The organism is Streptosporangium sp. H16 (assembly GCF_051918855.1).
Lineage (GTDB): Bacteria > Actinomycetota > Actinomycetes > Streptosporangiales > Streptosporangiaceae > Streptosporangium.
In genome coordinates this window covers 91,131-97,458 of the sequence record NZ_JBPXMD010000029.1, presented here as the reverse complement: position 1 = coordinate 97,458, position 6,328 = coordinate 91,131, and the positions used below count along the sequence as shown (strand labels likewise).

Here is a 6,328-nt window from a genome sequence, read left to right as displayed (position 1 = left end):
CCCCAGTTGAAGGCGAACCGGGCCGCGCCGCAGTGGGAGGCGAGCAGGCGCGCCTGCTCGGGGGTGGGGTCCAGGGCGTAGCGGTAGGCCAGGTGGACCCGCATCAACCCTCCCCCTCACGCTACGTCACCGACCGTCAACGTAGCGTAGGAGCCATGATCAACGACCCCCCGATCGGCGAACAGACCGACGCCCACCTCGGGAGCGCAGGAAGCCGCAGAAGGAGCCGGTGGCCTTGCCAGCCGTGACGGTGGAGGGGTCGGTGGAGGCGGGCACGCCGAGGAAGACGCCTGCGCCGAAGAGACGCAGGCGTACCCCACGGTGGTTGCGCCACGCGAGGCGGCAGAATCGACGTCTGCGACCGGGATCAGCTGTCCGACCTTATGCGCGGGCACGGACAGGGCGCCTTCCCGATACCACCGGTAAGCGGTGATCGGATGGACACCCCGCGCCTTAACCCACTCTTTCACGATCACTCACACATCCTGATACATGCTCAACCAGCAACTGCTTCCAACCCCGCCTGACGCGCCGGGCCGGGGGCGGCGGGCCGCCCCCGGGGCCGCGCGGCCTCACCCGGCGCGCCCCGCGCACGGCGGGCCGTCGTCGGCGGCGCCCGGGCCGGCGAGGCGGCTCCTCCTCAGTCGTCGAGGAGCCGCCACACGGTGAGGGCGAGCCTGGCCCGTACCAGCCCGGTGGGCTCGGTGAGTTCGAAGCCCAAGGTCTTCCCGAGCTGTTCGAGCCGGCGGGAGACGCTGCTGTGGTGCAGGTGGAGAAGGTCCGCGGCCCGGCGCAGGGATCCGGTGGCGCAGTAGGCGTCCAGGGTGTCCAGATCCTCCGGGGTGCCGGCCATCCGGGCGATCGCGGCCACGTCGGCGTTGTCTCGCGCGGTGTCCTGGGGGACCTGCGCGAGCAGCGCCAGCACGCCCAGGTCGTCGTGGTGGACGACCGGCCGGCGCGGGGTGGTGAAGCGCAGGGCGGTGCGGGCCTCCCGCCAGGACCGGTCGGGGCTCTCCGCGGCGCCGACGCCCGCCTGCACGCCTGCCGGGAAGCGGGCCGGGTCCATGGTGGTGGCCAGGATGACGCCCACGTCGGCGACCGGTGCCGCCTTCACCGGGCGGGCCGGGCAGATCAAGCCGCCGACCTGGTCGAGCGGACGCCGCGACCGTACGGCGATGACGCGGATCGGCAGGTCGGCGGCGAAGCCCAGCAGTCGCAGGGCCCGGGCTCTGGCCGCCTCGTCACTGTCGGAGCTGATCACCAGCTCGACGAGCGCGGGGTCGGCCATGGTGGTGCGGGCCGGGCCGTACCTCTCGACGACCGCCGTGGCGGCGATGGCGAGCCGGTCCAGCAGCAGCTCGTCGAGCGGGCCGGGCGGGCCCGGGCGTTCCAGCCACACCGTGCCGACCTCCTCCCCGTCGAGGGTGATCGGCGCCGTGGTGGACGCGGGTGCCGCCGGGGCGGACGCCTCCCCGCCGTCGGGCGACATGCGGATCGCCCGCCCGGTGCCGTGCAGCCGGATCCCGGTCACGCACTCGGCCAGGCCCGCCGAGGCCCGTGCGAGCGCCGGAAGGTCCACCCGGCGGCGCATCAGCGTGTCGTAGAACATCACGACGCGGAGCGCGCCCCCCGCCTCCGAGTCCAGCCGGGACAGCCGTGCGGCCAATGCCTCCATGCCGGAAGGATATGCGGCGATCGTCGCGCGGCAAGGGGGCAATGCCCGACAAGTGGCGGATGATGTCCGGGGCACCGACTGCGAGCATCGTGGTCATGGATCCCGAACTGGAAGCATTCATCCCGCTGATCCCGAAGGCAGACCTGACCGACCCGGTCACCGAACGCAAGAGCTTCGCCGAGCTGGCCACCTCGATACCGGTACCCGACATCGCGGACGTGGAGATCGAGGACCGTACGGTGCCCGCCGACCCGGACGTGGCAGTGCGGATCTATCGCCCGCACCGGGCGCGGGGCGCCGTCATCTGGATGCACGGCGGCGGGTTCGTCATGGGTGACGTGGACACCGAGCACCCGTGGGCCCTCCGGCTCGCGGACGCCTCCGGCGCGGTGGTGATCTCGGTGGGCTACCGCCTCGCCCCCGAGCATCCGTTCCCCGCCGCCCTGGACGACACCTACGCCGTGCTGACCTGGGCGGCCGAGCACGCGGCGGAACTCGGCGTCGACCCGGAGCGGATCGCGGTCGGAGGTCACAGCGCCGGCGCGGGGCTCGCGGCCGCGGCGGCGTTGCGGGCGCGTGACCAGCGGGGGCCGCGGATCCGCTTCCAGCTGCTCAACCAGCCAGGCCTCGACGACCGGCAGGAGACCTGGTCGGCGCGGCACTTCACCGACACGCCCTGGATGAACCGCGACACGGTCACCTCGGCCTGGCGGCACTACCTGGGGTCCGCGCCCGCCTCGCCGTACGCCACCCCGGCGCGGGCCACCGATCTGTCCGGCCTGCCACCCGCCTACATCGCCACCGCGGAGCTCTGCCCGAACCGCGACGAGGACATCGACTACGCGCTGCGCCTGCTGCAGGCGGGCGTGTCGGTCGAGCTGCACCAGTGGCCCGGCACCTTCCACGGGTCGCACGCGATCTTGTCCGCAGAGGTGTCGCGACGGCAGATCGCCGAGCTCGCCGCGGCCCTGCGCCGCGCCCTGGCCGAGTGAGGCCGGCGTCGGCGGCCGGGCCGGCCACCGTCGGCCCGGTCATGTGCCCGATTACGTGCTCGGTCCCGTGCCCGGTCACGACGAGACTGACGAGGAGGGGAGAGTGATGAACGCCACCGCCGTCGCCGAGGCAGAAAAGCGGTCGGCACCGCCACCGGACGCCGATCCCGCGGCCGGGCAGAGCCTGGCGAGGCTGCTGCACCCTTACCGCTGGGGTTTCGCCGCCGTCGTCATCCTGCAGGTCATCGGCGCTGTCGCGGGTCTGGCGCCGCTGCTGGCGGTCGTCGAGCTGGGCCGTGCCCTGTTGTCGCCGGGCCCGATCGATCACGGTCATGTCCGGCTCGTCGTGATCGCGGGTGCGATCGGCTTCTTCGTCCGGCTGCTGTTCACGGCCGCGTCATCCGGCATCGGGCACGTCCTCGACGACCACGTGCAGCTGTCGCTTCGCCGGCGACTGGCCATGCGGCTGGGGCGCGTACCGATCGGCTGGCTCTCCCGGCGCCGGACCGGCGAGCTGGCGAAGGTGGTGGGGCGGGACGTGAGTGCCATGCATCCGCTCATCGCCCACGCCCCCGGCGAGCTCGTCTCCGCGTTCGTGGTGCCGCTGGTGTCGCTGGTCTACCTGCTCACCATCGACTGGCGGCTCACGCTGATCACGCTGATCCCGGTGGCGCTGGCGGTGGCGCTGGTCCCGCTGATGATGACCCCGGCCCGGCTGCGCGAGCAGAAGGCGTTCGACGCCGCCATGGAACGGATCGCGAGCTCCGTCGTCGAGTTCGTCCAGGGCATCTCGGTGATCAAGGCGTTCGGCGGGGGCGAGCGCGCACACCGTGAATTCCGCGCGGCCGTGGACGATTTCGCCCGCGTCTTCTACCGGATGGTGCGCGGTCTCTCCGCGCTCGGTGCGGGGATGCAGGTGGCGCTGTCGCCGCCGTTCGTGCTGCTGGTCGTGCTGACCGGCGGTACGGCTCTGATCACTACCGGTTCCATGGCCCCGGCGGACCTGCTTCCCTTCCTGCTGCTGGGACTGGGCCTCACCGCTCCGGTGGCGGCTCTCGGCCACGGTTTCGACGACCTGCAGGCCGCCCGGCGCGCGGCCGGTCGGATCCGGGACGTGCTCGCGGTGCGGTCGCTGCCCGAGCCCGCGCACCCGGTCGTGCCACGGGGGCACCGGGTGGAGCTGCGTGACGTCCGGTTCGGTTACGAAACCGGCCACGAGGTGCTGCGCGGGATCGACCTGGTGCTCGAACCGGGGACGGTCACCGCGATCGTGGGACCGTCGGGAAGCGGGAAGTCCACGCTGGTCCAGCTGCTGCCCCGGTTCTTCGACCCGACCCACGGTTCGGTCGTCCTGGGCGGTGTCGATCTGCGCGAGCTCGGCGGGGAGCTCCACCGGATGGTCTCCTTCGTCTTCCAGGACGTTCGGCTGCTGCGCGCGTCGGTCGCGGACAACATCGCGCTGGCCGTGCCGCGGGCCGGCCGCGACGACGTGGTGCGCGCCGCCCGGCTGGCGAACATTCATGATCGGATTCTCGCGCTGCCGCGCGGATACGAGTCGGTGATCGGTGAGGACGTCACGCTGTCGGGTGGCGAGGCGCAGCGGATCTCGATCGCACGCGCGCTGCTCGCCGACACGCCCGTCCTGGTGCTCGACGAGGCGACCGCCTTCGCCGACCCGCGGACCGAACAGGCGGTGCGCGACGCCCTGGTGACACCGGCGGGCGAGCGGACGATCCTGGTCATCGCCCACCGTCTGGAGACGGTCGCCGGCGCCGACACCGTCGTGGTCCTGGAGAACGGGGTGATCGTCGAACGCGGCAGGCCCGCCGACCTACTGGCACAGAACGGAAAGTTCGCCGCGTTCTGGCAATCCCATCCGTCCGCGAGCGCCGACGAGACCGAAACCCGCCGTGGCATACCGCAAGGAGACCAGCCTCGATGATTCGAATGCTGCTGCGCGTGCTGGGGCACCGGTACGCCCGCCCGGTACGTCGCACCGTGGCCCTGATGACGACGACCGCGATAGCCGAGGGCCTGTCCTACGCACTGCTGGTTCCCGTGCTGCGGGCCCTGTTCGGGGGCACGCCCGGGGACGCCCGGCCCTGGCTGATCGCGTTCGGGGCCGCGGTCGCGGCCTACGCGGCGCTGCGCTACTACAGCGATTTATCCGGTTTCCGCGTCGGGACCACGATGTTGCGCGGCATGTATCACCGCCTCGGCGATCACCTGGCCCGCCTGCCCATCGGCTGGTACGGCGCCGGCCGGGTCGGCGAGCTGTCCGTCCTGGCCGGCCGCGGCGTCCTGCAGGCGATGAGCGCGATCGCGCATCTGCTGGCACCGTCCATCTCCGCCGCCGTGACCCCCCTGACGATCATTGTCGTGATGCTCGCCTTCAACTGGCGGATGGGGCTGGCCGCGCTGGCCGCCGCCCCGATCGTGGCGGCGATCCAGATCTGGACGGCACGATCGACGGCCGCCACCGATGCCGAGCGCGCAGAACGCGACCACGAGGCCACCGGGCGGGTCATCGAATACCTCCAGGCCCAGCCGGTGCTGCGAGCCGGCGGCCGGAGCGCCGAACGCTTCCGGCTGCTCGACGACTCACTGCGAGAGGTCCAGCGCGCGTCCCGCCGTACCGTGCTGGCGACGCTGCCCGGCGCCGTGGGCCTGACGCTCACCGTGCAGGCGGTGTTCACCGTCCTGCTGTTCCTGGGCGCCTACCTCGCGCTCGGCGGGAGCATCGGCGCCGCTGAGGTGCTGGCCATCCTGGTGCTCGCCGCCCGCTGCGCCGATCCGCTGCTGTCGCTGGCCGACATCGGTAGCCAACTGCGCGGCGCACGTTCCGAGTTGGCCAGACTCGACGCGGTGTTGCGCACCGAACCCCTGCCGGAACCGCGCGAGCCGATCCAGCCGCAACGGCATGACCTGGAGTTCGACTCCGTCACCTTCCGGCACGGCGGCCACACGGTGATCGACGGGGTGTCGCTGTCCGTACCGCAGGGACAGCGGCTCGCCGTCGTCGGGCCGTCGGGCGCGGGCAAGAGCACCTTGCTGCAGTTGCTCGCGCGTTTCCACGACGTGGACCGAGGCGCGGTGCGCGTGGGAGGTGTGGACGTGCGCGCGATCGACACCGAGGTGTTGATGGCGCGGATCGCCATCGTCTTCCAGGACGTCTATCTCTTCGACGGCACGATCGAGGACAACGTGCGTCTCGGCCGCCCCGACGCCGGCGAGGCCGAGGTACGGGCGGCGGCGACCGCGGCACGGCTGGACGAGGTGATCGAGCGGCTGCCCGGCGGGTGGGCGACGAACGTCGGCGAGGGCGGCGCGCTGCTGTCGGGGGGCGAGCGCCAGCGTGTCTCGATCGCGCGGGCGCTGCTGAAGAACGCGCCCATCGTGCTGCTGGACGAGGTCACCTCCGCACTCGACCCGGTCAACGAGACGGCCGTCCACGAAGGCATCGAGCGCCTGATGGCGGGCCGGACGGTGGTGATGGTGGCGCATCGGATGCGGACCGTCCGGCGCGCCGATCGCGTCGTCTTCCTGGACGGCGGCCGGATCGTGGAGGAGGGCGGCCACGACGACCTGCTGCGCCGCGGCGGCCGCTACGCCGATTTCTGGGAGATCTCCATGACGCCGACACGTACCCGGTAGCGCGAAG

5 protein-coding genes are annotated in these 6,328 nt (G+C 72.3%); 3 read left to right on the top strand and 2 right to left on the bottom strand.

Going from position 1 to position 6,328, the window contains the following annotated elements:
• Both ACTOQ2_RS34475 and ACTOQ2_RS34470 read right to left on the bottom strand, forming a co-directional pair.
• Positions 1-104 (bottom strand): helix-turn-helix domain-containing protein (locus ACTOQ2_RS34475; RefSeq protein ID WP_440105010.1); only part of this gene is annotated, 104 nt, incomplete at its 3' end.
• A 536-nt stretch (positions 105-640) separates the two neighbouring features.
• A complete protein-coding gene (locus ACTOQ2_RS34470) occupies positions 641-1,675 on the bottom strand; it encodes a PucR family transcriptional regulator (protein ID WP_440105009.1) in 1,035 nt (344 codons plus the stop codon).
• 95 nt (positions 1,676-1,770) lie between these two features.
• On the opposite strand from ACTOQ2_RS34470, the gene ACTOQ2_RS34465 reads away from it, so the two are divergent.
• The 3 genes from ACTOQ2_RS34465 (at position 1,771) to ACTOQ2_RS34455 (ending at position 6,321) form a co-directional block, all read left to right on the top strand.
• The gene (locus ACTOQ2_RS34465) at positions 1,771-2,667 is read left to right on the top strand and encodes an alpha/beta hydrolase (protein ID WP_440105008.1); all 897 of its coding nucleotides are present in this window, start codon (positions 1,771-1,773) and stop codon (positions 2,665-2,667) included.
• Between the two features lie 106 nt (positions 2,668-2,773).
• Positions 2,774-4,609 (top strand): ABC transporter ATP-binding protein, encoded by a 1,836-nt coding sequence (locus tag ACTOQ2_RS34460; protein WP_440105007.1) that lies wholly within the window; start codon positions 2,774-2,776, stop codon positions 4,607-4,609.
• Positions 4,606-6,321 carry an ABC transporter ATP-binding protein gene (locus tag ACTOQ2_RS34455; protein ID WP_440105006.1) on the top strand — a complete coding sequence of 572 codons (1,716 nt, stop codon included), beginning with the start codon at positions 4,606-4,608 and terminating at the stop codon, positions 6,319-6,321. Before ACTOQ2_RS34460 ends, ACTOQ2_RS34455 begins: the two co-directional genes overlap by 4 nt.
• Positions 6,322-6,328: the final 7 nt, after the last annotated feature.

Bases quoted from the DNA above. Each gene is read 5' to 3' on its own strand.
- ACTOQ2_RS34470 (WP_440105009.1), bottom strand. From the start codon at position 1,675: ATGGAGGCATTGGCCGCACGGCTGTCCCGGCTGGACTCGGAGGCGGGG.
- ACTOQ2_RS34465 (WP_440105008.1), top strand. From the start codon at position 1,771: ATGGATCCCGAACTGGAAGCATTCATCCCGCTGATCCCGAAGGCAGAC.
- ACTOQ2_RS34460 (WP_440105007.1), top strand. From the start codon at position 2,774: ATGAACGCCACCGCCGTCGCCGAGGCAGAAAAGCGGTCGGCACCGCCA.
- ACTOQ2_RS34455 (WP_440105006.1), top strand. From the start codon at position 4,606: ATGATTCGAATGCTGCTGCGCGTGCTGGGGCACCGGTACGCCCGCCCG.